At 66.8% G+C, this 24,147-nt stretch carries 18 protein-coding genes and 1 pseudogene; 11 read left to right on the forward strand and 8 right to left on the reverse strand.

Features of this window, described 5'->3' with window-relative positions:
• Nucleotides 1-202: 202 nt before the first annotated feature.
• From arnB to ACIPK7_RS25150, 8 genes are read left to right on the forward strand one after another with little or no spacing between them, the layout of a single operon-like run.
• A complete protein-coding gene (gene arnB / locus ACIPK7_RS25115; RefSeq protein WP_192431630.1) occupies nt 203-1,342 on the forward strand; it encodes a UDP-4-amino-4-deoxy-L-arabinose aminotransferase in 1,140 nt (379 codons plus the stop codon).
• Between the two features lie 7 nt (nt 1,343-1,349).
• Nucleotides 1,350-2,354 carry an undecaprenyl-phosphate 4-deoxy-4-formamido-L-arabinose transferase gene (gene arnC / locus ACIPK7_RS25120; RefSeq protein WP_192431631.1) on the forward strand — a complete coding sequence of 335 codons (1,005 nt, stop codon included), beginning with the start codon at nt 1,350-1,352 and terminating at the stop codon, nt 2,352-2,354.
• Complete coding sequence (gene arnA, locus ACIPK7_RS25125; protein ID WP_401090880.1) at nt 2,351-4,369, forward strand: bifunctional UDP-4-amino-4-deoxy-L-arabinose formyltransferase/UDP-glucuronic acid oxidase ArnA; 2,019 nt, start codon at nt 2,351-2,353, stop codon at nt 4,367-4,369. Before arnC ends, arnA begins: the two co-directional genes overlap by 4 nt.
• Nucleotides 4,366-5,253 (forward strand): 4-deoxy-4-formamido-L-arabinose-phosphoundecaprenol deformylase, encoded by an 888-nt coding sequence (gene arnD, locus ACIPK7_RS25130; protein WP_401091000.1) that lies wholly within the window; start codon nt 4,366-4,368, stop codon nt 5,251-5,253. The genes arnA and arnD overlap by 4 nt, the downstream gene beginning before the upstream one ends.
• On the forward strand, nt 5,250-6,896 hold the full coding sequence (gene arnT, locus ACIPK7_RS25135; RefSeq protein ID WP_401090882.1) for a lipid IV(A) 4-amino-4-deoxy-L-arabinosyltransferase: 1,647 nt from the start codon (nt 5,250-5,252) through the stop codon (nt 6,894-6,896). The genes arnD and arnT overlap by 4 nt, the downstream gene beginning before the upstream one ends.
• Nucleotides 6,893-7,237, forward strand: coding sequence for a 4-amino-4-deoxy-L-arabinose-phosphoundecaprenol flippase subunit ArnE (gene arnE / locus ACIPK7_RS25140; protein WP_192431635.1), 345 nt, complete (start codon nt 6,893-6,895; stop codon nt 7,235-7,237). The genes arnT and arnE overlap by 4 nt, the downstream gene beginning before the upstream one ends.
• Nucleotides 7,234-7,662, forward strand: a complete 429-nt coding sequence (gene arnF, locus ACIPK7_RS25145; RefSeq protein WP_192431636.1) for a 4-amino-4-deoxy-L-arabinose-phosphoundecaprenol flippase subunit ArnF — start codon at nt 7,234-7,236, stop codon at nt 7,660-7,662. Before arnE ends, arnF begins: the two co-directional genes overlap by 4 nt.
• A gap of 40 nt (nt 7,663-7,702) precedes the next feature.
• The gene (locus ACIPK7_RS25150) at nt 7,703-9,085 is read left to right on the forward strand and encodes a UDP-glucose dehydrogenase family protein (RefSeq protein WP_401090884.1); all 1,383 of its coding nucleotides are present in this window, start codon (nt 7,703-7,705) and stop codon (nt 9,083-9,085) included.
• Between the two features lie 57 nt (nt 9,086-9,142).
• On the opposite strand, the gene ACIPK7_RS25155 is transcribed toward ACIPK7_RS25150, so the two are convergent.
• The 3 genes from ACIPK7_RS25155 to ptsP are packed head-to-tail and all read right to left on the reverse strand — an operon-like array spanning nt 9,143 to nt 14,750.
• Complete coding sequence (locus tag ACIPK7_RS25155) at nt 9,143-10,882, reverse strand: PTS fructose-like transporter subunit IIB (protein ID WP_192431638.1); 1,740 nt, start codon at nt 10,880-10,882, stop codon at nt 9,143-9,145.
• A gap of 26 nt (nt 10,883-10,908) precedes the next feature.
• The gene (pfkB, locus tag ACIPK7_RS25160; RefSeq protein ID WP_401090886.1) at nt 10,909-11,856 is read right to left on the reverse strand and encodes a 1-phosphofructokinase; all 948 of its coding nucleotides are present in this window, start codon (nt 11,854-11,856) and stop codon (nt 10,909-10,911) included.
• Complete coding sequence (ptsP, locus tag ACIPK7_RS25165; protein ID WP_401090888.1) at nt 11,856-14,750, reverse strand: phosphoenolpyruvate--protein phosphotransferase; 2,895 nt, start codon at nt 14,748-14,750, stop codon at nt 11,856-11,858. Before ptsP ends, pfkB begins: the two co-directional genes overlap by 1 nt.
• Nucleotides 14,751-14,954: 204 nt before the next feature.
• Here ptsP and cra point away from each other — a divergent pair, with 204 nt between their 5' ends.
• The gene (gene cra / locus ACIPK7_RS25170) at nt 14,955-15,947 is read left to right on the forward strand and encodes a catabolite repressor/activator (protein WP_192431641.1); all 993 of its coding nucleotides are present in this window, start codon (nt 14,955-14,957) and stop codon (nt 15,945-15,947) included.
• Nucleotides 15,948-15,951: 4 nt separating this feature from the next.
• On the forward strand, nt 15,952-16,731 hold the full coding sequence (locus tag ACIPK7_RS25175) for a TatD family hydrolase (protein ID WP_401090890.1): 780 nt from the start codon (nt 15,952-15,954) through the stop codon (nt 16,729-16,731).
• Nucleotides 16,732-16,887: 156 nt separating this feature from the next.
• On the opposite strand, the gene ACIPK7_RS25180 is transcribed toward ACIPK7_RS25175, so the two are convergent.
• The 5 genes and pseudogenes from ACIPK7_RS25180 to ACIPK7_RS25200 form a co-directional block, all read right to left on the reverse strand.
• Nucleotides 16,888-17,601: a methyl-accepting chemotaxis protein gene (locus tag ACIPK7_RS25180; RefSeq protein ID WP_401091001.1), complete on the reverse strand. Its 714-nt coding sequence runs from the start codon at nt 17,599-17,601 to the stop codon at nt 16,888-16,890.
• A 144-nt stretch (nt 17,602-17,745) separates the two neighbouring features.
• Nucleotides 17,746-18,885, reverse strand: a pseudogene (locus tag ACIPK7_RS25185) (HAMP domain-containing protein); the annotation flags it as partial.
• A 259-nt stretch (nt 18,886-19,144) separates the two neighbouring features.
• Nucleotides 19,145-19,987 (reverse strand): regulatory signaling modulator protein AmpE, encoded by an 843-nt coding sequence (gene ampE, locus ACIPK7_RS25190; RefSeq protein WP_192431644.1) that lies wholly within the window; start codon nt 19,985-19,987, stop codon nt 19,145-19,147.
• Nucleotides 19,984-20,556 carry a 1,6-anhydro-N-acetylmuramyl-L-alanine amidase AmpD gene (ampD, locus tag ACIPK7_RS25195; RefSeq protein ID WP_192431645.1) on the reverse strand — a complete coding sequence of 191 codons (573 nt, stop codon included), beginning with the start codon at nt 20,554-20,556 and terminating at the stop codon, nt 19,984-19,986. Before ampD ends, ampE begins: the two co-directional genes overlap by 4 nt.
• A gap of 164 nt (nt 20,557-20,720) precedes the next feature.
• The gene (locus ACIPK7_RS25200; RefSeq protein WP_401090892.1) at nt 20,721-23,015 is read right to left on the reverse strand and encodes a DUF1631 domain-containing protein; all 2,295 of its coding nucleotides are present in this window, start codon (nt 23,013-23,015) and stop codon (nt 20,721-20,723) included.
• A 278-nt stretch (nt 23,016-23,293) separates the two neighbouring features.
• On the opposite strand from ACIPK7_RS25200, the gene nadC reads away from it, so the two are divergent.
• Nucleotides 23,294-24,142: a carboxylating nicotinate-nucleotide diphosphorylase gene (gene nadC, locus ACIPK7_RS25205; RefSeq protein WP_401090894.1), complete on the forward strand. Its 849-nt coding sequence runs from the start codon at nt 23,294-23,296 to the stop codon at nt 24,140-24,142.
• The last annotated feature ends 5 nt before the right edge of the window (nt 24,143-24,147 follow it).

Consider the following 24,147-nt stretch of genomic DNA (forward strand, 5'->3'; position numbering starts at 1 on the left):
ACGAGTGTTCAACAGCGTTTTCCGACATCAGCCATGTCGTTTTCAGACCGTTCTCACGCCTCCCGCTCATTCTTCGGGTACTGCGTGTCGCAAGTTCGACCGACGAACGGAATCACGACATCCACTTAACGGCTTCTTAACGATCTCCCCCGTAGCGTTCTCTCACCCCCTGACAGAGCCGTGACGGCCTTTGGAACACCACATGGAAATGCCCTTCCTCCCCTTCTCCCGCCCCAGCATAGGCGAGGAGGAGATCCAGGCAGTCAATGAAGTCCTGCGCTCTGGCTGGATCACTACCGGACCGAAGAACGCCGAACTGGAACAACGCTTTGCCCAGTCGATCGGCTGCCGCCACGCCGTGGCACTGTCTTCCGCGACCGGCGGCATGCATCTGGCGCTGCTGGCCCTGGGCATCGGCCCAGGTGACGAGGTGATCACCCCGTCGCAAACCTGGGTTTCCACCGTCAACATGATCAGCCTGCTGGGCGCCACGCCGGTGTTCGTCGATGTCGACCGTGACACCTTGATGACCGACGCCGCGCGCATCGAGGCCGCGATCACCCCGCGTACCCGCGCCATCATCCCGGTGCACTACGCCGGCGCCGCCTGCGACATGGACCCGATCGACGAACTCGCCCTGCGCCATGGCATCCCCGTGATCGAGGACGCCGCCCACGCTGCCGGCACCTTCTACCGTGGCCGCCCGGTTGGCCAGCGCGGCACCGCGATCTTCTCCTTCCACGCGATCAAGAACCTCACCTGCGCCGAGGGCGCCATGTTCGTCACCGATGACGAAGTCCTGGCCAATCGCGTACGCACCCTGAAGTTCCATGGCCTGGGCGTCGACGCTTACGACCGCCTGACCCACGGCCGCAAGCCGCAGGCTCAGGTGGTGGAGCCGGGCTTCAAGTACAACCTCACCGACATCAACGCCGCCATTGCCCTGGTCCAGTTGCCCAAGCTCGAAGCGATCAACGCCCGCCGCGCCGAACTGGCCGCCGGCTACGCCGAGCGCCTGGCGCACCTGCCCGTGCAACCGCTGGTGGTGCCGGACTACCCGCAGCATCACGCCTGGCACCTGTACGTCCTGCGCATCGACCAGGAGCGCTGCGGCATCGACCGCGAAGCCTTCATGCAGGGCCTGCAGCAACGCGGCATCGGCAGCGGCATTCACTTCATCGGCAGCCACCTGCACAGCTACTACCGCCAGCGCTACCCGCACGTGCAACTGCCCAACACCGAGTGGAACTCCTCGCGGATCGTCTCCATCCCGCTGTTCCCCGACATGACCCAGGCCGACCAGGACCGTGTGGTCGACGCCATCGAAACCCTGCTCCGGTAACGCCACCGTGAAACCCTATCCGATCAATCGTGTGTCCATCGTCATCCCGGTGTACAACGAAGAGGCCAGCCTGCCCGAGCTGCTGCGCCGCACCACCGCCGCCTGCGAACAGCTGGGCCGCGACTACGAGATCGTGCTGATCGACGACGGCAGCCGCGACAGCTCCGCCGACCTGCTGCAGGAAGCCGCACAGGCGCCGGGCAGCCACGTGGTTGCGGTGATCCTCAACCGCAACTACGGCCAGCACGCGGCGATCATGGCCGGCTTCGAGCAGTGCCAGGGCGACCTGGTGATCACCCTCGACGCCGACCTGCAGAATCCGCCGGAAGAAATCCCGCGCCTGGTGGCCGAAGCCGCCAAGGGCTACGACGTCGTCGGCAGCGTGCGCCAGAAACGCCAGGACTCCGCTCTGCGCCGCTGGCCGTCGAAGCTGATCAACCTCGCCGTGCAGCGCTCGACCGGCGTGGCGATGAACGACTACGGCTGCATGCTGCGCGCTTATCGCTCGAGCATCGTCAAGGCGATGCTCGCCTGCCGCGAACGCAGCACCTTCATCCCGATCCTGGCCAACAGCTTCGCCCGCCACACCAGCGAGATCCTCGTCGCCCACGCCGAGCGCGAGCACGGCGAGTCGAAGTACGACTTCCTGCGCCTGATCAACCTGATGTTCGACCTGGTCACCTGCATGACCACCTCGCCGCTGCGCCTGCTGTCCTTCGTCGGCGGGGGCATGGCGGTGGCCGGCTTCGCCTTCGCCCTGATGCTGCTGGTACTGCGCCTGCTGTTCGGCGCCGCCTGGGCCGGCCACGGCGTGTTCGTGCTGTTCGCCGTGTTGTTCATGTTCACCGGCGTGCAACTGGTCGGCATGGGCCTGCTCGGCGAGTACCTGGGCCGCATGTACAACGACGTGCGAGCCCGTCCCCGCTTCTTCATCGAGCGCATCGTCCGCACCGAGACACCGCGCGCCCAGATCACCACTTCTTCCCCTTCTCTCGAGTCCATCCAGCCATGACCCAGCAGACCATCGTCTTCGCCTACCACGACTTCGGCTGCGCCGGCATCGAAGCGCTGCTCGCCGCCGGTTACCAGATCGACGCCGTCTTCACTCACGCCGACGATCCCAAGGAAAACCGCTTCTATGGCTCCGTAGCGCAGCTCTGCGCGCGCCTGGGCATCCCGGTACACGCCCCGGAAGACGTCAACCACCCGCTGTGGGTCGCACGCATCCGTGAGCTGCAGCCGCAGTACATCTTCTCCTTCTACTACCGCCACCTGCTCAGCGAAGAACTGCTGGCCTGCGCCGCCAAGGGCGCCTACAACTTGCATGGCTCGCTGCTGCCGCGCTACCGTGGCCGCGCCCCGGCCAACTGGGTGCTGGTCAACGGCGAGACCGAGACCGGCGTGACCCTGCACCGCATGGTCAAGCGCGCCGATGCCGGCGGCATCCTCGCCCAGCAGAGCGTTGCCATCGGCGCCGACGACACCGCCCTGGTGCTGCACGGCAAGCTGCGCGAAGCCACCCGCGAGCTGCTCGGCTCCGCCCTGCCGCGCCTGGCGCGCGGTGAGCTGCAGGAGGTCGCCCAGGACGAATCCCGCGCCAGCTACTTCGGCCGCCGCACCCCGGCGGACGGCCTGCTCGACTGGAAGCGTCCGGCCCGCGAACTGCACAACCTGGTCCGCGCCGTGACCCAGCCCTACCCCGGCGCCTTCGCCCCGGTGGGCGATCGCAAGCTGATCGTCTGGAGCTCGCGCGTCGCGGCCGGCAACAACGGCATGGCGCCTGGCTCGGTGCTCTCGGTCGATCCTCTGCGCATTGCCTGCGGCGAAGACTCGCTGGAAATTCTCTCCGGCCAGCAGAATGACAGCGGCCTGTTCCTCGCCGGCCCGCAGCTGGCCCGCGAGATGGGGCTGGTGGATGGCTCGCGCCTGCACGGCGCAGTCGGCAAGCCCAAGCGCAAGACCCGCGTGCTGATCCTCGGCGTCAACGGTTTCATCGGCAACCACCTGTCCGAGCGCCTGCTGCGTGACGGCAACTACGAGGTCTATGGCCTGGACATCGGCTCCGACGCCATCGAGCGCCTGAAGGGCAACCCGGACTTCCACTTCGTCGAAGGCGACATCAGCATCCACACCGAGTGGATCGAGTACCACATCAAGAAGTGCGACGTGGTCCTGCCGCTGGTGGCCATCGCCACCCCGATCGAATACACCCGCAACCCGTTGCGCGTGTTCGAGCTGGACTTCGAGGAAAACCTCAAGCTGGTCCGCTACTGCGTCAAATACAACAAGCGCGTGATCTTCCCGTCCACCTCCGAGGTGTACGGCATGTGCACCGACGCCAACTTCGACGAGGACACCTCCAACCTCATCGTCGGCCCAATCAATAAGCAGCGCTGGATCTACTCGGTCTCCAAGCAATTGCTCGACCGCGTCATCTGGGCCTACGGCCAGAAAGGCCTGAAGTTCTCGCTGTTCCGTCCGTTCAACTGGATGGGCCCGCGCCTGGACCGCCTGGACTCGGCCCGTATCGGCAGCTCCCGCGCCATTACCCAGCTGATCCTGCACCTCGTGGAAGGCACCCCGATCCGCCTGGTAGACGGCGGCGAGCAGAAGCGCTGCTTCACCGACGTGGATGACGGCATCGAGGCGCTGGCACGCATCATCGACAACGAAGGCGGCCGCTGCGACGGGCAGATCGTCAACATCGGCAACCCGGATAACGAAGCCAGCATCCGCCAGTTGGGCGAAGAGCTGCTGCGCCAGTTCGAGGCCCACCCGCTGCGCGACCAGTTCCCGCCCTTCGCCGGCTTCCGCGAAGTGGAAAGCCGCAGCTTCTATGGCGACGGCTACCAGGACGTGTCGCACCGCAAGCCGAGCATCGAGAATGCCCGTCGCCTGCTGAACTGGCAGCCCACCGTCGAGCTGTCCGAGACCATCGGCAAGACCCTGGACTTCTTCCTCCGCGAAGCCCTGGCCGAGCGCGTCGGCGGCCAGCCTCACGCCGTCCCGCTGAAAAGCATCGCCTGATGCGGGCAGGACTGCGCATCGATGTCGACACCTACCGCGGCACCCGTGACGGTGTGCCGCGGCTGCTGGACATGCTCGAGGAAGCCGACGTCAAGGCGACCTTCTTCTTCAGCGTCGGCCCCGACAACATGGGGCGCCACCTGTGGCGCCTGATCCGCCCGCAGTTCCTGTGGAAGATGCTGCGCTCCAACGCCGCCGGGCTCTATGGCTGGGACATTCTCCTGGCCGGCACCGCCTGGCCGGGCAAGCCGATCGGCCGCGACCTGGGCCACCTGATGCGGCGCGCCCAGGACGCCGGCCACGAAGTCGGCCTGCACGCCTGGGACCACCATGGCTGGCAGGCCAACGCCGGCCGCTGGAGCGCGCAGCAACTGGAGCAGCAGATCCGCCGTGGCGTGGATACCCTCGCCGACATCCTCGGCAACCCGGTGGAGTGCTCGGCGGTGGCCGGCTGGCGCGCCGACGAGCGCACCGTGGAAGCCAAGGAGCGCTTCGGCTTTCGCTACAACAGCGATTGCCGCGGGAGCTCTCTGTTCCGCCCGCGCCTGGCCGACGGCCGCGTCGGCACCCCGCAGATCCCGGTGGATATGCCCACCTTCGACGAAGTCGTCGGTCCGCAGGTCGCGCCGTCCGCCTTCAATGACTACATCCTTTCCCGTTTCGACATGGACGCCTTGAACGTGTACACCATTCACGCCGAGGTCGAAGGCATTCTCATGGCCCACGACTTCCGCCGCTTGCTGGCCCAGGCACGGGCCGGCGGCATCCGCTTCGTTCCGCTGGGCCGTCTGCTGCCGGACGACCCGACCACCCTGCCCGTCGCCAGCCTGGTGCGCGGCGAACTGGCCGGCCGCGAAGGCTGGCTGGGGGTGCAGCACGCATGAAGCGCCTGGCCTACCCGTCCCTGCTAGCCGCCTTCGTACTGTGCATCCTGCTGCCGATGGCCTTCCACGGGCTGTGGATTCCCGACGAGTCGCGCAATGCGCAGATCAGCCAGGCCATGCTGCAGAGTGGCGACTGGGTGTCCCCGCATCTGCTTGGCCTGCGTTACTTCGAGAAGCCCACCGGCGGCTACTGGCTGACCGCTGCCAGCCAGGCCGTGTTCGGCCAGAACCTTTTCGGCGTGCGTTTCGGCTCGGCGCTGGTCACCGCCCTAAGCACCTTGCTGGTCAGCCTGATCGCCCGCCGGTTGTGGAACGACCCGCGTCGCACCTGGGCCGCGGGCCTGTTCTACCTGAGTTTCGGGCTGATCGCCGGGCAAGCCGGCTACGCCAACCTCGATCCCCAGTTCACCTTCTGCGTGAATCTCAGCCTCGGTGCCCTGTGGTTCGCCTTCGACGCCAGGACCACCCGTGGACGCTTCGCCGCCTGGAGCCTGATCGGCGCAGCCTGTGCCTTCGGCCTCATGACCAAGGGCTTCCTCGCCTTCCTGCTGCCGGTGATCGTCGGCCTTCCATACGCATTGCTGCAGAAGCGCTTTGGCGATTTGCTGCGCTACGGTCTGCTGGCCGTTCTGGTAGCGATTCTGGTGAGCGCGCCCTGGGCCCTGATGATCCACGCCCGCGAGCCGGACTTCTGGAACTTCTTCTTCTGGAACGAGCACATTCGCCGCTTCGCCGCCGAAGACGCCCAGCACGGTCGACCGATCTGGTTCTTCGTGCCTCTGCTGTTCGCCAGCGCACTGCCTTGGGCGGTGCTGATCATCCCGGCGCTGCGCAACGGCATGCAGGGGTGGCGCGACTCCAAGCTGGTATTCCTGCTGCTGTGGTTCGTCATGCCGTTCCTGTTCTTCAGCCTGGCCAAGGGCAAGCTGCCGACCTACATCATGCCCTGCTTCGCCCCGCTCGCCCTGCTGATGGCCGATGCCATCGGCCGTGCGTTGCAGCAGCGCAGGCTGATCGCGCTGAAACTCAACGGCGCGCTCAACCTGCTGCTGGGCAGCAGCGCGCTGGCCGGCCTGGTGTTCATGCAGGCTCGCCACCCGCAGTACCACGACGAACTGCCCAGCGTGCTGATGATCGCCCTGGTCTGCGTCGTCTGGCTGCTGGCCGGCCTGCTGCAGCTGCTGCAGCCCAATCGCTACTGGGCGGCGCCGGCCTTTGCGGCCTGGCTGCTGGTGGCACTGGTCCCCAATGCGCTGCCGAACAAGATGGTCAACAGCAAGATGCCCGACCAGTTCATCGCCGAGCACCTGGAGCAGCTCAAGGGCGCTCACAGCCTCATGAGCAACGACCTGGGCGCCGCGACCGCACTTGCCTGGCGCACCCAGCGCAGCGATATCACGCTGTTCAACACCGAAGGCGAGCTGAAGTTCGGCCTGGGTTATCCCGAAGGCCATGGCCGCAGCATAGCCCCTGAAGACATCCACGCCTGGATCGAGCGCGAGCGCGCCGAAGGCCCCATCGGCGTGATCATGCGGGTCAACAGCGCCAGCGACGAAGCCGAACTGGCCATGCTGCCCAGCGACGCCATCAGCTACCGGCAGAACCACCTGGTGGTCCTGCTGATTCCGCAGGCCAAGCCATGACCGCCCTGCTGCTGGCCGGAGTCTGCCTGCTCACCTGCATGGGCCAGCTGGCGCAGAAATTCGCCGTGGAAAGCTGGCGCGATGCTCCTTCAAGCATGGCTGCGAAACTCTTCTCGCCCTGGCTGCTGCTGGCCGTCGCCTGCCTGGGGGTCGGCCTGCTCCTCTGGCTGCTGGTCCTGCAGCGCCTGGAAGTGGGCGTCGCCTACCCCATGCTGAGCCTGAACTTCGTGCTGGTGACGCTGCTGGCAAGCCGCCTGTTCGGCGAGCGCATCGATGCGCGCCACTGGTTCGGCGTGGCGCTGATCGTCGGCGGCGTCGCCCTTCTGGGGATGCACTCGTGAAGCGCGGCATCGCTTTCGCTCTGGGCAGCGTACTGCTGGTGAGCGGCGCGCAGCTGGGCATGCGCTGGAGCATGACGCGCCTGCCGTCGCACTGGCCGTTCGACCTCGCGCAACTGGACCTTGCCGCCCTGTCGGCGCTGGCCGGCGCGGTCCTGGCCTATGCGCTGTCGATGCTCAGCTGGCTGCTCGCCCTCAAACACCTGCCGCTGAGCCGCGCCTATTCGTTGCTGAGCCTGAGCTATGCGTTCGTCTACCTCGGCGCCGCCTTGCTGCCGGGCTTCGGCGAGCCCCTGAGCCTGCAGCGCACCCTGGGTGTCGCCCTGGTGATTGCCGGCGTGATCGCAATCAACGCACCACGCCGCCCTGACAGAACAACCGTCATCAAACCCAGCGACGCTCGCTCCGAGCGCGCGCAGTTCGACTGACCCCAATCCCGCTTCGAGTCCCTATCCGGGAGAGCACAACATGAAAATCAGCGTATTCGGAATCGGTTATGTGGGCCTGGTGCAGGCCGCGGTCATGGCCGAAGTGGGCCACGACGTCCTGTGCATGGACATCGACGAAGACAAGATCGCCAAGCTCAAGCGCGGCCAGATCAGCATCTTCGAACCGGGTCTCGCCGAGCTGGTAAAGGACAACCTGGAAGCCGGGCGCCTGCGTTTCACCAGCGACGTCGCCGAGGCCGCCGGCCATGGCCGCGTGCAGTTCATCGCCGTCGGCACCCCGCCGCTGCCCGATGGCTCCGCCGACCTGCGCGCCGTGCTGGCGGTTGCCGAAGGCATCGCCCGCAACCGCACCCAGCCGGTGATCATCGTCGAGAAGTCCACCGTGCCGGTGGGCACGGGCGATCGCGTGAAGGCCAAGGTGCTGGCGGTGCTCGCCGAAGAAGGCCGCAGCCTGGACTTCGAGATCGTCTCCAACCCCGAGTTCCTCAAGGAAGGCTCGGCGCTGGCCGACTGCCGCAAACCCGACCGCATCGTCATCGGCTGCGAAAGCGCCGAGGTGCTGGACGTGATGCGCGAGATCTACGAGCCGTTCAACCGCAACCACGACCGCATCCTGACCATGAACCTGCGCAGCGCGGAACTGACCAAGTACGCCGCCAACTGCATGCTCGCCACCAAGATCAGTTTCATCAACCAGATCGCCGAGCTGGCCGAACACCTGGGCGCCGACATCGAAGCGGTGCGCCAGGGCATGGGCGCCGACCCGCGCATCGGCTACCACTTCATCTACCCCGGCTGCGGCTACGGCGGCTCGTGCTTCCCCAAGGACGTCCAGGCTCTGATCCAGAGCGCCGAGGAAGCCCACTGCTCCAGCGACCTGCTGCGCGCCGTGGAAGCGGTGAACCAGCGGCAGAAGAGCAAGCTGTTCGAGCGCATCCGCAGCTACTACGGCGGCAAGCTCAAGGGCCGCACCTTCGCGCTCTGGGGCCTGTCGTTCAAGCCCAACACCGACGACATGCGCGACGCCCCCAGCCGCACCCTGATGGAGGCCCTATGGGAAGCCGGCGCCAAGGTCCGCGCCTTCGACCCCGAAGCCATGCCCGAAGCGCAGCGCCTGTACGGCCACGATGAACGCCTGACCCTGATGGGCACGCCGGAAGCCACCCTGGGCGGCGCCGATGCGCTGGTGATCTGCACCGAGTGGCGGCAGTTCAAGGCACCGGATTTCGAGCTGGTGGCCAGCCGCCTGAAGACGCCGGTGATCTTCGACGGGCGCAACCTATTCGACCCCGAGCGCGTGGCACGCTATGGCTTCGAGTACTTCCCCATGGGCCGCGGCGACTCGCACCGCCTGCCGGTGCCGGCGCAGGCCGCCGAGCAACGTCACCGACGCAGCGCCTGACCCAAGCTGACCCCGCAGGAGCGGACTTCGTCCGCTCCTGCGTCAGTGCAAGCTCCGTTACACCTGCCCCATCGCCATCATCGGCGCCGCCTCGCCGCGCTTGAGCAGCGCATAGAGCACCCCGGTCACCACACTGCCCGCGGCAATCGCCAGCAGGTAGAGCAACGCGTGGTTGATCGCATTGGGGATCAGCAGCACGAACAGCCCCCCGTGGGGCGCAAGCAGCTTGCAGCCGAACAGCATCGACAACGCACCGGTCAGCGCACCGCCGGCGATGCTCGCCGGGATCACCCGCAGCGGGTCCTTGGCGGCGAAGGGAATCGCCCCCTCGGAAATGAAACACAGCCCCAACACCAGCGCCGCCTTGCCCGCCTCACGCTCGCTCTGGGCGAACTTGCGCCGCGCCAGTAGCGTGGCGATACCCATCCCGATGGGCGGGACCATCCCGCCGGCCATCACCGCCGCCATCGGCGCATAACTCTGCGACGCGAGCAGTCCCACCGAGAACGCGTAGGCCGCCTTGTTGATCGGCCCGCCCAGGTCCACGCACATCATCCCGCCCAGCAGCAGGCCGAGCAGGATGGCGTTGGTGGTGCCCATGCCCGCGAGAAAGTCAGTGAGTGAACCCATCATCGCCGCCACCGGCGAACCCACCACGTAGATCATCACCAACCCGGTGAACAGGCTGGCCAGCAAGGGGATGATCAGGATCGGCTTGAGCGCCGCGACGCTTGTCGGCAGTGGAAGCCACTGGGCAATCGCCCGCGCCGAATAGCCCGCGAGCAGGCCGGCGACTATGCCGCCAAGAAAGCCCGCGCCCAGCGTGCTCGCCAACAGCCCGCCGATCATCCCCGGCGCCAGGCCCGGACGGTCGGCGATGGACCAGGCGATATAGCCCGCGAGCATCGGCACCATCAGCTTGAACGCCGCGTCGCCGCCGATCTGCATCAGCGCCGCCGCCAGGGTGCCTTGCTGCTTGAAGGCCTCGATGCCGAAGACGAATGACAGCGCGATCAGCAAGCCGCCCGCTACCACCATCGGCAGCATAAAGGACACGCCGGTGAGCAGGTGCTTGTAGACCCCACGCGCCTCATTCCTGGTTGGCGCCGCACTGCTGCCGGCAGATGAAGCGGACTCCACCGTCGCTTCCTTCAATGCGCCTTCGATAGTCGCCTGCGGCTGCTTCAGCGCAACGCCAGTGCCACAACGGAAGATGCGCTTGCCGGCGAACCGCTCGGGGTTGACCTCAATATCGGCCGCCAGCAGCACCACATCGGCGGCCGCGATTTCTTCCGCGGTCAGCGGGTTGCGCGCGCCCACCGAGCCCTGGGTTTCCACCCGCAGCTCGATGCCCATCTGCTGCGCCGTCTGCTGCAGCGCCTCGGCCGCCATGAAGGTGTGCGCCACACCCGTCGGGCAGGCGGTCACGGCAACGATCTTCGCTGCGCGCTCTGCTACGGCCGGCGCGCTCGAAGACTCACCGGGCTGCCAGACCTGCGCCTCTTCCTGCGCTCGCTGCAGGAAGCTGGCCGGCTCGGCCAGCGCCTCGGCAGGCCGGGCCTGGACCAGGCGCTTGCCGGCGAAGCGCGAAAGCTCCAGCGGCTGCGTACTGACCACCAGCACCCAATCGGCGGCGGCGATCTGGCCGTCGCTCAACTGGCGCTCCGGATGCTGCGGATCGCATTGTTCGACGCACACCGACCAGCCCAGGCGCTCGGCCGCCGCACGCAGCAGGCGAGCGCTGAGCACACTGGAAATCTGGCCGTTGGGGCAGGCCGTGATCAGGGCAAGGTTCATCGTCATACCTCTTGTTGTTCTATCGCTCAGGACTGGACAGGAGCCAGCGCCTGAACCTGCACCGCGTCTTCGATGCGCTGGAGCCGCTGCGCATCGCCGATGCCGAACTGGAATTGAGTGACCGCCAGCGCCGCCACCGCCGTGGCCTGGCGCAACACGCGCTCGGCCGGCCAGCCTGCGAGCAGGCCATGGACCATGCCGGCCAGCAGGGAATCACCTGCGCCCACCGTACTGGCCACCTCCACCTTCGGCGGCACAGCCTGCCAGACGCCCTGCGGGCCGAACCAGCGCACGCCCTCCGCGCCCTGGGAAAGCACCACCTGCTCAATGCCACGAGCTCGCAGCGATTCGACCTGCGCGGCCAACTCCTCGGTGCTGCCGGCGAGCTGCCCACAGGCCTCGCCCAGCTCCTGGTCGTTGGGCTTGATCAGCCAGGGCGCGGCCTCGATGCCCGCGCGCAGCGCAGCGCCGCTGCAATCGAAGGCGACCTTCAGGCCATGCCCCTGCAAGCGCAGCAACAGCTCGCGCAGCCACTGGGGATCGACTCCGCGCGGCAGGCTGCCGGCAACCACGGCGATCTCGAAGTCGGCGGCGACCAGGTCGAGGCGATCCAGCAACGCGTCCTGCAGCGCCTCACCGACCTCGGGGCCGGGCCCGTTGATATCGGTGATGCGTCCGGTGCCCTCGGCGATCTTGATGTTGCTGCGGGTTTCGCCCGGCACACGGACGAAAGCGTCGATGAAGCCGCGTCGGCGAAACAGCGCCTCGAAAGGCTGCGCGTTGTCCGCACCGAGGAAGCCGGCGACGGTCAGGGAATGCCCAAGGTCGGCCAGCACCTGGGCGACGTTCACACCTTTGCCGGCGGCCTGGCTGAGCACCGACTCGCTGCGATTCACCTCGCCGGGCGCAAGCGTCGGCAGACGCACAGTGAGGTCCAGTGCGGGGTTCAGGGTCAGGGTCAGGATGCGGGCCATCAGTGCATCTCCGGCAGCGCGAGGGCGACACTCTGGCGAACGTCCGCCGCCGAGCACAGGGTCAGGGCGGCTTGCGCCAGTTCGCGGGAAGTCGGCAGGTCCAGCTCGCGGACCCGCGCCTTCACCAGGGGAATGCTGCGCGCCGAGACGCTCAACTCGTCCACTCCCAATCCAACCAGCAATGGCACCGCCAGCGGGTCGGCAGCCAGCTCGCCGCACACCCCCACCCACTTGCCGTGGGCATGGGCGGCACGCACGGTCATGTCGATCAGTTGCAGCACCGCCGGGTGCAGGCCATCGGCCTGGGCGGACAGGCTCGGGTGGCCACGGTCGATGGCCAGCGCGTACTGGGTCAGGTCATTGGTACCGACGCTGAAGAAGTCCACCTCGCGCGCCAGCACCGGCGCCAGCAGCGCGGCGGACGGCACCTCGACCATGATGCCCAGCTGCAGATCATGCTCGCCGCCCAGCTCCGCACAGAGTTCGAGGGTGAGATCACGGGCCTGTCGCCACTCTTCCACCTGCCCGACCATGGGGAACATGATGCGCAGCGGGCGGCCGGCGGCGGCAGTCAACAAGGCGCGCAGCTGGGTGCGAAAAATCTGCGGGCGCTGCAGCGTGAGACGCACGCCACGGATGCCCAGGTAGGGGTTGGTTTCCTCGGGGATCGGCCAGTAAGGCAGCGGCTTGTCGCCACCCACATCCAGGGTGCGCGCCACCAGCGGGCGGCCTTCGAGGGCGTCGAGGACGCGGCGGTATTCGAGCTCCTGGGTCACCTGGTCCGGCGCCTGTGGGTTGTCCATGAAGACGAACTCGGTGCGCAGCAGGCCCACGCCTTCAGCGCCCAGCTCCACGGCTTTCGCTGCACCGGCGGTGTCGCCGAGGTTGGCGCAGACTTCCACGGTATGGCCGTCGCGGGTGACTGCCGGCTCATGACGGCGCGCCTCGGCTTGTTCAGCGCGGCGCTGGCGCAGGTCGCGCTGGATCGCGGCGACGTGCAGCATTTGCGCATCCGGCGCGATGCTCAGCTCGCCCTTCTCGCCATCCAGCAGCAGGGCCGTGCCGGACTCCAGCGCCAGCACGCTTGCCCCGGCGCCCACCAATGCAGGAATGCCCAGCGCGCGAGCGATGATCGCGCTGTGCGAAGTCGCACCGCCGCGCGCGGTGACGATGCCAGCCACGCGTTCCGGGTCCAGTCGCGCCACGTCGGACGGGCCGACTTCATCCATCACCAGGATGTAGGGCTCGCCGGGTTCCACGGCGCTCTCGACGCCACACAGGCGCGCCAGCACCCGCCGACCGACGTCGCGCAGGTCCGCCGCACGCTCGGCCAGCAGCGCGTCACGCAGAGCCTCCTGCTCGCCGGCCACGCGCTCGATCACCTGGCTCCAGGCCGCTTCGGCGCTGGCGCCCTCGACCAGCCACGCCTGCACCTCGGCGAGCAGTTCGGGGTCGTCCAGCAGGGCCTGGTGGGTGACGAAGATGTCGCGGATCGCCTTGACCTGGCTGCGCTCGACCAGGGTTTCGATCTCCCGGCTGATGGCCGTGCGCGCCTCGTCCAGGCGCCGGCGTTCGGCTTCCGCTGACTCGCCGCGCGCGTCGAACTCGAAGGCACGGGCGACCTGCACGTAGGCCGGGCCATGGGCAATCCCCGGCGACGCGGGGATGGCCTGGAGCTGCGCGCCCGCTTCGGGAGCCCGCACGGCCTGCAATTCCTGCTCGTCCAACTGGACGCTTTCGACGACCGGTTCGAGGGATTCCGGCAGCGGCTCGACCTCTTCGCCCAGCCCCTGTTCCACTGCCACGCGGACGGCAAGCAGCGCAGCGTCAGCGATCTCCGGTTCGGCGAAGAACTCCAGCATCTGCCCACGTCGCGCACCGAGGCTGAGCAGCTTGCTCAGACTACGGATCGACACCGGGGCGCTGTCGCCCTCGGCGATGCGCACGCGGATTTCCCCGCTGAAGTCCCGCGCCAGCAGCATCAGCACCTGCGCCGGGCGGGCGTGAAGACCATGGGGGTTCGCCAGCGGAACACGGATGCTCGGCCAGTCCACCGGCAATTCGCCGCCCAGGGCCTCAAGCACCGCGCGAACGGAAGTGGTACCCGCCAGCTCGCCGGCACGGCCATCCACCAGCAGGTCGCACAGGCGCGCGAATACCGCTTCATGGGCATCGCCCTGGCGAGCCAGGCAGAACAGGCCGCGCACCGGCTGGCCGGCGTGGCTCAGCTCGCGCATGGGGGTGACGAAGACGAGGCCGGGTCGCGTGACGCATTGCTCGCTGTCCTGCCACCAGAGCCCGGCGCCCAGCGGCAGGGCTTCCTGGCCGTGCAGCGCGGCAGCGAAGCCGGGCACGACGCAGCCGGCCTTCTTCAGGCGGCGGGCGCCGACCAGCGCCAGTTCGTCGAAATCCTCGGCCGCGACACCGAGCCCGACCAGTTGCTCGTCGAACAACAACGGCTGCGACGCCCCACCTTGCAACAACTGCAGCAGGTCTTCGGGCTTCTGCGCTGCACGCAGCGCCGCACCTACCTCGCCGTCACCCAGCGCACGGGTGAGCAGTTGCAGCAGGCGCAGGTGTTCGTCGGACTTGGCGGCAATGGCGATAGCCAGGTGAACGGTCTGCCCGTCGCCCCATTGCACGCCCTCGGGGAAGTGCATCAGGCGCACGCCGGTGCGCTGCACCAGATGGCGCGTGTCCGGAGTGCCGTGGGGGATGGCGATGCCCTGTCCGAGGTAGGTGGAGCCCTGCGCCTCGCGGGCCTGTATCCCGGCGAGGTAGCCCGGAGCAACCAGGCCGTCGTCTTCGAGGGCAGAGCCGAGCATGGCCAGGGCGGCCTGCTTGTCGGCAGCGCGCTGGCCCATGCGGACCTGCTGCGCGTTGAATTCGAGCATCGCTTGTCTCCTCACCGGCGTTCGCACGCGCCGGCGCTGGGGCGGTTATCCGCTTGTACGGTGATCAGCTTAGAAGTTGCGGCGCAGGAACAGGGTTCAGGCAATACTGCGTGCGCAATGCTGAATCGTTTCACCTATTGAGACTGGCACGTTACTCGATAATGCGTGATCCTTGAAGCCCCCAATTGTCGGCAGCATCCCGCGTTGAAACTCACTGATATCGCCCGCCTGGCCGGTGTTTCGGTCACCACCGCCAGCTACGTGATCAACGGCAAGGCCGTCCAGCGTCGCATCAGCGCCGCCACGGTGGAGCGCGTGCGCGCGGTGATCGAGGAGCACGGCTACCACCCGGACCAGCAGGCCGCCAGCCTGCGCCGCGGGCAGACCCGCACTCTGGGCTTCATCCTGCCGGACCTGGAAAACCCCAGTTACGCCAAGCTCGCCAAGCTGCTCGAACAGGGCGCCCGGGCACGCGGCTACCAGCTGCTGATCGCCTGCTCCGACGACGAACCGGACACCGAGCGCCAGGTACTCAACCTGTTCCGCGCGCGACGTTGCGACGCACTGATCGTCGCCAGCTGCCTGCCCAGTGTGGACGACAGCCACGCGCGCCTGCAGGCCGACGGCGTGCCGATCATTGCCGTGGACCGCCAACTCGACCCGCAACGCTTCTGCTCGGTGGTGAGCGACGACCGCGACGCCAGCCAGCGTCTCACCGCCAGCCTGCTCAAGCCGGCGCCGCGCAGCATCGCCCTGCTCGGCGCACGACCGGAGCTGATCATCTCCCAGGAGCGCGCCGCAGGCTTCCGCAGTGCGCTGCGCGACTACCAGGGCCAGGTGCTGATCGAGCACGGCGAGACCTTCAGCCGCCCCTGCGGCCGCCGCCTGATGGAAGAGCTGCTGGCCGGCCAGGGGCAGTTGCCCGACGCGCTGATCACCACCTCCTACGTGCTGCTCGAGGGCGTCTTCGACGTGCTCCAGGCCCTGCCCAACGGCTGGCCGGCGGACTTGCGCATCGCCACCTTCGGCGATACCCAACTGCTGGACTTCGTGCCGCTGAAGGTCAACGCCATTTCCCAGCAGCACGCGCTGATCGCCGAGCGCGCGCTGGACCTGGCGCTGGCCGCCATCGAACAGAACAGCTACACCCCTGGCGTCCACCCGATCCCGCGCAACCTCAAGCTGCGCACGGAGTGAACCGATGCGCCTGATCGATACCCACAACCACCTCGACTGCCCGGACTTCGAGCAGGACCGCGCCGCCGTGCTGCAGCGCAGCCGCGAGCTGGGTGTGGAGCGACAGGTGCTGCTGGGAGTGTTCCGCGAGAACTGGGAGGACGTCTGGGCGCTGGTGGAAACCGAGCCTGACCTGTACGCCGCCCTCGGACTGCACCCGATCTACCTGGCACAGCACCGGCCGGAACATCTGACAGCGCTCCGCGAGTGGCTGCAGCGCCTGGCCGGACACCCGAAGCTCTGCGCGGTCGGCGAGATCGGGCTGGACTATTACCTGGAAGACCTCGACCGCGATGGCCAGCAGACCATCTTCGAGGAACAGCTGCGCATCGCCATCGATTTCGAGCTGCCGGTGCTGCTGCACGTGCGTCGCGCCCACGCGGCGATGATCGCCACGCTCAAGCGCTACAGGCCCGCGCGCCAGGGCATCATCCACGCCTTCGCCGGCAGCCGCGAGGAAGCCCGCGAATACCTCAAGCTGGGTTTCCGCCTGGGCCTGGGCGGCGCGCCGACCTGGCCGCAGGCCAACCGCCTGCGCAAGGTGGTGCCGGAGATTCCGCTGGAGTCCATCGTGCTGGAGACCGACTCGCCGGACATGGCGCCGTCGATGTACCCCGGCGTGCGCAACAGCCCGGAGCACCTGCCGGAGATCTGCGCGGCGCTGGCGGAGCTCAAGGGCGTCAGCGCGGATGAGCTGGCCAGCGCCAGCACGCGCAATGCGATGGAATTGTTCGGCTGGAGCTGAGCGGTTGCTCGCTCCTACAGGAAGCCGGCAAGCGGATTCACCGACAAACCGATGCCCGTGAGATGGGGTGCATCCGTGCGACCCACGGACATCGGCCTGCTGGCGAAAACCTGGTAACGGGGCGGATCACAGCATCCGCCCCGGAGTCAGTGACGATCAGACGCGGAACGCGCCGATCAGTCGCTTGAGTTCCACCACCTGCCCAGCCAGTTCGCGGCTGGCACGCTCTGTCTCGCTGGCGCCTTCGGAGGTGCGCTCGCCGGCTTGGTTGATCTCGACGATGTTCTGGTCGATGTCATGGGCCACGGCGGTCTGCTGCTCGGCTGCGGCGGCGATCTGCTGGTTCTGGTCGACGATGGCGCCCACCGCCTGGAGGATGTTCTCCAGCGCCTGCTGTACCTGGGCCGACTGGCTGACGGTACCGTCAGCGGTCTGGTGACTGCTGCCCATGGCCTTCACCGCCGCGCCCACGCCGTTCTGCAGGCGCGCGATCATCTGCTCGATCTCTTCGGTGGACTGCTGGGTGCGCTTGGCCAGGGTACGTACTTCGTCGGCCACGACCGCGAAGCCCCTGCCCTGCTCACCGGCGCGCGCAGCCTCGATGGCAGCGTTGAGCGCCAACAGGTTGGTCTGCTCGGCAATGCCCTTGATCACGTCCAATACACGGCTGATGGAGGCGCTGTCGGCGGCCAGTTGGTTGATCACCGCCACCGACTCGTCGATCTCGCCAGCCAGGCGCTGGATGCTGCCCACCTGGGACTCCACCAGGGCCCGGCCGCTGGTGGTTTCCTGGTTCACGTTGTGCGCGCTGCCCACCGCCACGGCGGCACTGCGCGCGACCTCCTGGGCGGTCGCGGCCATCTGGTTCATCGCCGTGGCGACCTGCTCGATCTGGTTGCGCTGGCCGGCCACCGCCTGGTTGCTTTCAGCGGACACCGACTCCACTCGCACGGTCTGCCGCTCCACCTCGCTGACGGTGCGACCGACCTGCTCGATCAGGTCGTGGATCTTCGAAACGGTCTGATTGAAAGCATCGCCCAGCTCACCCAACTCATCGCGGCTCTGGGCCTGGAAATTGACGGTCATGTCGCCAGCGGCAACCCGCTCCATCATCTTGCCCAGGCTCTTCAGGGTGGTGCGGGTGGAAACGTAGAAGCCGCCGTAGAGGTAGACGATGGAGACGAACACCACCAGCAGAGCGACGACCAGCAGCACCATCTGCCGCTGCTTGCTGGCCAGGCGGGACTGCAACTGGCCATCAAAGAATTGCAGGACATGGTCATCCAGGCGATAGGTCTGATCCATCGCCTTGCTGACCTGCTCGTAGAAGTCGAGCCACGGCGTGTCGAGGGTGTCGGCCATCACCACCTTGTCCTCGAACAGTTTGCCCATGCTCTTGATCGTTTCGCGGCTCGCCTGGGCGTCGTCGGACAGCGCGCTCTGCGCCGCCGGGCTCGCGCCCAGGGCTTCCTGCAGCTTGAGCCCGTACTCGGCGTGCAGCTTCTCCAGCTCCTGCAGCAGGTCATCCAGCTTGCCGCTGGTGGAAGAGTTGAGGAAACCCTGCCCCAGCGCGCTGGCCCCCATGGTGCGCCCCTGGCTGAGGGTTTCGGTAACCTGCGGGGTACCGGAGGTGATCAGCTCGGCGAGCTGGCGCAGGTCGCGGGCGTCGTCCTGGCTCAGGCCGGCCTGGGATACCAGCAGCTTGTTGAAGACCTGCACTTCGCTGAGCAGGCGCGCGGCCATGGCCGACTTGCTCTGCAGCGAACCCTCGGCGTCCACACCCTTCAAGCTGGCCAGCAGTTCGTCGCGCTTGGCATTGAACTCGGCGATCTGCTCGGCGTCCTGCGTGACCGGCTGCAAAGCGCCGATCTGTGCCTGCAGGTCCTTGTGCAATTGGCCGATACGCGAATCGATGCCGGCGGACTTGTTGGACTGTCCGAGAATCCCATTGATCTGCAACAGGTCGTTGTAGGACTCGAGGTGGCGGCGAATCTTCAGGCCGTCGCTGATCAGCGACAGGCTTTCCAGTTCGGCGCGGGTACTGACGAACTGCCCGTAGGAGTCGCGCACCAGGTAGAAGTTGGTAATCAGCATCGGCAGAAAGAACAGCACACTGATCAGGCTGAACTTCATACCGAAGCTCAGACGGTTCATCAGCGCGATGGCCGGATAGAGCACGGTCCTCACGAAAGACGTCTCCTGTTCCCGTTATTGTTATGTTGCTTGTCGGGGATGGTGCAGCGCGCCCCTGGACGGGTCGTCGCCGCGCGCGCTCACCAGAGCGGCCACTGTCGTGCAGCGGCCGTCACCTCACGCTTCGAGTGCGATGTGTACCTGATATCGGCGGGGAGTTCTGTAACTTAAGGTTAAAATGCCATCATCGGACCGGCGGGCGCCGGCCCGATTCGCGGGATCAGAGCAGCAGCGTCCACACCGCAAAGATGGCGTACCAGAGCACGGCAGAGCGCACCAGCAGCTGCCACAGCGCATCCAGGCTGGCGACGCCCTTGGCGCCCAGGCCACCTTCGTTGAAGTCTTCGGCCACATAGCCGGCGCGGGCCAGCAGACGAGCGGCAGGTACGTCCCAGGCAAGCAGGTCATGCAGCAGTGTGCGGGTCACCGCGACGAAGTTGCCTACGAGGGCGAAACTCAGCACCAGCGCGCGCGACGGCAACCAGTCGAAGGCATGCCGCAGTTGCACGGTGCGCTCGCGCAGTTCCGGCTGGCGCGCCTGCTCGGCGGCGATGGCGAGCAGGCGGTAGGCCAGCGCAGCCACCGGGCCGAGCAGCGCGTACCAGAAGATCACGGCGAAGAAGGCCTGGTAGGCCTCCCACACCAGCGTGCCCTGCACCACGGCCAGCAGGTCGTCGTCACCGTCTGCCTGCACCTGCACGCCCAGGTCGCGCTCGGCGACGTGATAGGCGGCCTGGGCATCCTCGCGGCGCCAGGCATCGCGGAACGGCCCGATGGCCCGCAGCACGTCGCCGCGCCCCAGGCTCCAGACCACCACCAGCAACTGCACCGGCAGCGCCAGCAGGCCATAGGCGACCGGTTCGAGAAGGGTCAGCAGCAGCGCCAGCAACAGCAGCGGCGGCAGGACCGCCACCAGCAGGCCGAGCCAGGGTTGCGCCACCAGCGACTTCACGCCGCCCACGGCATCCAGCCAGCCGAGCCACCAGCCGTCGCGCTGAACCTTTGCGCGCCAACCGGAGAACTTCTCGACCAGCAGGACCAGCAACAGCACCAGGAAACTCATGTCGGCTCCTTCTTCAGGCCGGCGCCAATATCGGCAAAGTAGCGCGTCCAGTCGAACGCCTCGCCCGGGTCGGTCTTGCGCTCCGGGGCAATATCGCAGTGGCCCTGGATGCGTTCCGGGGTGATAGCCGGGTACACCTTGCGCAATTGCCGTGTCAGCTGAGCCAGCACCTCGTACTGACGCTCGCTGTAAGGCTCGGTATCGGTGCCTTCGAGCTCGATGCCGATGGAGAAGTCGTTGCAGTTCTCCCGGCCGTCGAAGCGCGACACGCCGGCATGCCAGGCGCGCGAGTTGCAGGAAACGAACTGGAACAGCGAACCATCGCGCTCGATGAGGAAATGCGCCGAGACGGTCAGGCTGCAGATGCTGGCGAAGTACGGATGCTCATCGGCGTCCAGGCGGTTCTGGAAGAACTCCTGCACCTTGCAGGTACCGAACTGGCCGGGCGGCAGGCTGATGTTATGGATGACCAGCAGCGAGACTTCCTCGCCGTCGGGGCGCGCGTTGAAGTTCGGCGAGGGGCAGCGCTGGGCTTCGAGGCACCAGCCGGATTCGGGGTCGATCTGCATGGAGACTCCTTGGCAGAGCCCCACTCTAAAGCAGGCGACGGGGGAAATGAACTCGCTGGCACGCGGCCAGCGGGCTCAGAGCCTGCTTACGATCTCGCGAGCTAGAGCAGAACGAGACCGATTTCAACGCAGTTGGCGACGCGCAGCAGATCGCAAGCAGGTTCTCAGGCGTTCTTCAGGCGCCGCAGGTTGCCGATCACCGACTCCAGGGCGCGATCGAACAGCAGCGCGTCGTCGAGCAGGCGCACGGCGTTGCGGCGGAACTCGACGGCCAGGCTCATGCGGGTCTTCTCCAGCACCTTCATGCCGGTGCGATTGACGAAGATGTAGCGACCGCTCGGGCGAATTACCGCAGCCAGCTTGCAGCGCAGCTTGTGCTCTTCGTCTTCCTGAATTTCCACCCAACTGCCGACGCGCAGGTCGTCGACCTTGCGCAGCGACTCATCGTCGTCGGCAAAGGCCTCCTCAGGCTCTAGGGCAGAGGTCGGCTCCGGCGAGGCGAGGACAATCTCCTCGACTACGGCAACCATGGCCGGCTGTGCAGCAGCAGGCGCGACGGCTGCCGGCGCATCCAGCGGGTCGTCGAGCAGCGGCAGGTCGTCTTCCAGATCGAGCAGCGGAGATTCCTCGACCTGCTTGTAGCGCTGGAAGGCCTGCACATGCAGCCCCTCCAGGCGACTGAAGAATTCGCCGGTGGAGAACGGATCGAAGGCGGCCGAAGCCAGACCCTCGCGCAGCGACTTGAGCAGTTGCGGAACCATTTCCAGCAGGCGCAGGCGCGAATCCGGATCTTCGTGGGGCTCCACGCTCCAGATCAGGCCATCCATGGTCGCCAACGCAGCTTCCCACTCGCTGGAGTGAGTGCCGTGCTTCAGGCAGGTCAGCAGCAGGACCTGGCTCCAGGCCTCCTGCAGCAGGCGCACCACCACTTCGGGCAGGGTGCGACCCAGCAGGCGCTCATTTAGCACGCCTTCCACGTCCTGGCGGGCCAGTTCGGCGCGCGCACGGCCTTCCTCAGCATCGCGGGTGCGCTGCTCCAGCAGGTCGCTGCGACGGCGCTCGTCGCCGGTGAAGGAGATGAACTCGTCGAGCAGCTCGGAGAAGATGGCCGGGTCATCGACGAAGTCGTTCAGCAGGCGCATCACCACCTGCTCGATCTTCTGGTACAGGTGGTCGCGCTGGCCATCGGACTGCTCGGCCCAGCCCAAGGCGGCCGAGGCGATCTCGTTGAGCAGGCGACGCGCCGGGTGGCTGCCACGGCTGAAGAACGTCTTGTCGAGGACTGCAACCTTGAGCATCGGGATCTGCATGCGGCCGATCAGGGCCTTGAGCGAATCCGGCAGGGTGCGATCGTCGAGGATGAATTCAAAGAGCATGGAGACGAGGTTGATGACGTCCTCGTCCACCTGGCCGACCACGCGGGAACGGCCACTCTTGCTGCTGACACGGGTCAGCAGGTGATCCAGGTGCTGACGCACGTCGATCTCGTCGATGCTTTGCGCCGGCAGATGCGACTGCAGGTGGGACAACAGGCGCATCAGGTCATTGCTGGAAATCGGCACCGCATCGGCGGGCATGGAGCGAGTCGGGGCGGCACTGCCGCGCACTTGCGAGAGCAGGTCGCGCAGCGCCGCGAACGCCGCCTGGCTGTCGGCATCCATGTACTGACCGGTGGCGCCCTGCTCGCCCGCATCAGCGGCGGCAGAGGACGGCGCTGCACCCTGGCCACTGGGCACGGTACGTTGCGGCGGACGGCGCAGAGGGACGGATTTCAGCTCCGGCAGCACGCCCAGCGCAATCAGCGTCTGGTTGGCTTCCGCGTACAGATGCTCGGCGTCGGCCAGCACGTACTTCTCGAAGAGCTTGAGGATGATCAGCTTGACCTTGATCTCCACGCCCAGACCACGGCAGGCATCGAGGAAGGCCTCACACAGCTGGCGCGGACCCAGCGGGTTGTTCTTGTCCTCGACCTTCTTGCTGACCAGAGTATTGAAGCGGGTGGTGAGGTGCGTGAGGGCGACACCATCGCGGCTCATCACCTTGGCAACCATGGCATCCAGGGCGACGGACTCTTCCAGCTCGTCGTTCTGCACCAGGGTGAGATTCTCGTAGGAAACCGTGTCCAGCGCCGGCGCGCGGCCGATTTCGTACTGGTTCAGGTTGGCGAAGTTCTCGAAGACTTTCTGCAGCACGCCACGCTCGATACCCTTGCGCTTGAGGCGCAGGTCACGCATGGCTTCGAAGTAGGCGCTCTGTTCCGCGTTGTTGGCGGCGCGATCGGCCATCTCGAACAGGGTGTCATCGGCGTTGTCGAACAGGGCCTGCATGGCATGACGCAGTTGGACGGCGACCTTATCGCGGACAGCGACGAGCCCCGCCGGAATGCGTCCAGCGAACGAATTCTGCGAGGGCTCCGTGGCCGGCTTGTTCAGCGGCACTACGTTCGCGTCGTTCTGCATCGCAAGTCTCCTGCCGTCAGACCTGTCTGGCGGCACCAACAGTCATCGAAGCGTCATCCGTAACGTCAATTTAGTGGCGTCAAAAAGCGGAAAGGTTCAACGTCATTATAGGGAAGCTTCCTACACAACCAAGAGACATTTCACGCATTCTTGAAGAAATTCACACTGAAGCGCCCGCCGTCCGTCCGACAGTTCGCACGGAGGTCCAAAAAACACCCTGCCCTGCACGCCGCGCGCTGTCGCCCGTATAATCGCGCCACTGCGAACAGGAGCCTTCCATGCCGAACCTCACCCTCGCCGAGCTCTCCGGGGAAATCCAGGCCAACGTCCGCGCCGCACTGGCCGAAGACGTCGGCAGCGGCGACATCACCGCCCAGTTGATCCCCGCCGAGCGCGACGCCAGCGCCCGCATCATCACCCGCGAGAACGCCGTCATCGCCGGCACCGCCTGGGTCGACGAGGTATTCCGCCAGGCCGACCCGCGCGTACAGGTGAAATGGCAGGTCCGCGACGGCGAGCAGGTCAGCGCGGACCAGACCCTGTTCACCCTGGAAGGCCCGGCCCGCGCCCTGCTCACCGGCGAACGCAGCGCGCTGAACTTCCTCCAGCTGCTCTCCGGCACCGCGACCCGCGCCCGCCACTATGCCGATCTGGTGGATGGCACCGGCGTGAAGCTGCTCGACACCCGCAAGACCCTGCCCGGCCTGCGCCTGGCGCAGAAGTACGCGATCACCTGTGGCGGCTGCCATAACCACCGTATCGGCCTGTACGACGCCTTCCTGATCAAGGAAAACCACATCGCCGCCTGCGGCGGCATCGCCCAGGCCATCGCAGCGGCTCACCAGATCGCCCCCGGCAAACCGGTGGAGATCGAAGTGGAAGACTTGGACGAGCTGCGCCAGGCGCTGGAGGCCGGCGCCGATATCGTCATGCTCGACGAGCTGAGCCTGGACGACATGCGCACCGCCGTCGCCCTCACTGCCGGCCGCGCCAAGCTGGAAGCCTCGGGCGGTATCACCGAGAGCAGCCTGCGCACCATCGCCGAGACCGGCGTGGACTACATCTCCATCGGCACCCTGACCAAGGACGTCAAGGCGCTGGATCTGTCGATGCGGCTGAGCCTGTAAAATTT

Source organism: Pseudomonas sp. NPDC086581 (assembly GCF_044746165.1).
In the GTDB taxonomy this organism is placed as follows: Bacteria; Pseudomonadota; Gammaproteobacteria; order Pseudomonadales; family Pseudomonadaceae; genus Pseudomonas.